Source organism: Acinetobacter albensis, assembly GCF_900095025.1.
GTDB classification, from domain to species: domain Bacteria; phylum Pseudomonadota; class Gammaproteobacteria; order Pseudomonadales; family Moraxellaceae; genus Acinetobacter; species Acinetobacter albensis.
In genome coordinates, this window is record NZ_FMBK01000028.1 from 1 (window position 1) to 1,795 (window position 1,795).

Annotated in this window: 1 protein-coding gene; it reads left to right on the forward strand. The window is 44.5% G+C overall.

The window, feature by feature from the left end:
• Positions 1 to 1,695: electron transfer flavoprotein-ubiquinone oxidoreductase (locus tag GA0116959_RS14135; protein ID WP_141684236.1), on the forward strand; the 1,695-nt coding region annotated here is incomplete at its 5' end.
• Between the last annotated feature and the right edge of the window lie 100 nt (positions 1,696 to 1,795).

Consider the following 1,795-nt stretch of genomic DNA (forward strand, 5'->3'; position numbering starts at 1 on the left):
GAATCCATGGAGTTTGACGTTGTAATCGTAGGTGCCGGCCCTGCGGGTCTATCTGCTGCAATCAAAATCCGTCAGCTTGCCATTGAAAACAACCTTGCAGATTTGTCCGTGTGTGTCGTGGAAAAAGGCTCCGAAGTCGGTGCACACATTTTATCAGGCGCGGTCCTTGAACCACGTGCCATGAATGAGTTGTTCCCCAACTGGAAGGAAGAAGGTGCTCCTCTCAATGTGCCTGTGACTGAAGATAAAACATTCTTCTTATTGTCTGATCAAAAATCTCAAGAAGCACCGCACTGGATGGTGCCTAAAACCATGCATAATGATGGCAACTATGTCATCTCACTCGGCAATGTGGTGCGTTGGTTAGGAACCAAAGCTGAAGAACTTGAAGTTTCGATTTTCCCCGGCTTTGCAGCCTCTGAAATTTTGTATCATACCGATGGTACGGTCAAAGGCATTCAAACGGGTGATATGGGCATTGGTAAAGATGGTCAACCGACCCATAACTTTACCCCAGGTTATGAATTACATGCCAAATACACCCTTTTTGCTGAAGGCTGTCGTGGTCATTTAGGCAAGCGTTTAATTTCTCAATTCAATCTTGATCAAGATGCTGATCCACAGCATTACGGTATTGGGATTAAAGAGTTGTGGGAAATTGATCCAGCGAAACATAAAGCGGGTTTGGTGATGCATGGTGCAGGCTGGCCGTTAAATGAAACTGGGTCTTCTGGCGGTTGGTGGTTATATCACGCAGAAAACAACCAAGTGACCTTGGGCATGATTGTCGATTTATCGTATACCAATCCACATATGTATCCTTTTGCAGAAATGCAGCGTTGGAAAACCCACCCGTTGATTAAACAATATTTGGAAGGCGGTAAGCGTATTTCTTATGGTGCACGTGCTGTCACCAAAGGTGGTTTTAATTCACTACCGAAGTTCACTTTCCCGGGTGGTTCGCTGATTGGAGATGATGCAGGTTTCTTAAACTTCGCCAAAATCAAAGGCTCTCATACTGCCATGAAGTCTGGCATGTTGGCGGGTGAAGCGGTATTTGAAGCGATTGCTGCCGGCGTAGAAAAAGGCGGTGACTTGGCGATTGCACGTGTGGTCGAGGGTGAAGATTTCTTTGCTAAAGAACTCACTGCATATACAGACAAGTTTAACAAGAGCTGGTTGAAAGAAGAGCTCTATCAGTCGCGTAACTTTGGTCCTGCCATGCATAAGTTTGGTCAATGGATGGGCGGTGCATTTAATTTCATCGATCAGAATATTTTCAGGGTTCCATTTACCTTGCATGACTTGGTGACTGACTTTGGTGCGTTAAAAAGCGTTGATGCGGTGAATTTCAAGCCGACTTATCCAAAACCAGATAACAAATTGACTTTTGATCGTTTGTCTTCGGTGTTTGTTTCAAATACGGTGCATGAAGAAAATCAGCCTGCACATTTAAAACTGACCGATGCTTCTATTCCAGTCAACATCAACTTACCGAAATGGGATGAACCTGCACAGCGTTATTGTCCGGCGGGAGTGTATGAAATCATGGAAAATGATGATGGTTCAAAGCGTTTTCAAATCAATGCTGCGAACTGTGTGCACTGTAAGACCTGTGACATCAAAGATCCGTCTCAAAACATCACTTGGGTGACCCCTGAAGGTGGTGGTGGTCCGAACTATCCGAATATGTAATATTTGCGACAGCGGAAAACGCTGTTTCCCCTGTCTTATCTTTCGAATGAGGAATATATTCCGCAAGTTCTCATATCCGAAGATGTAATTAGCCATAAAA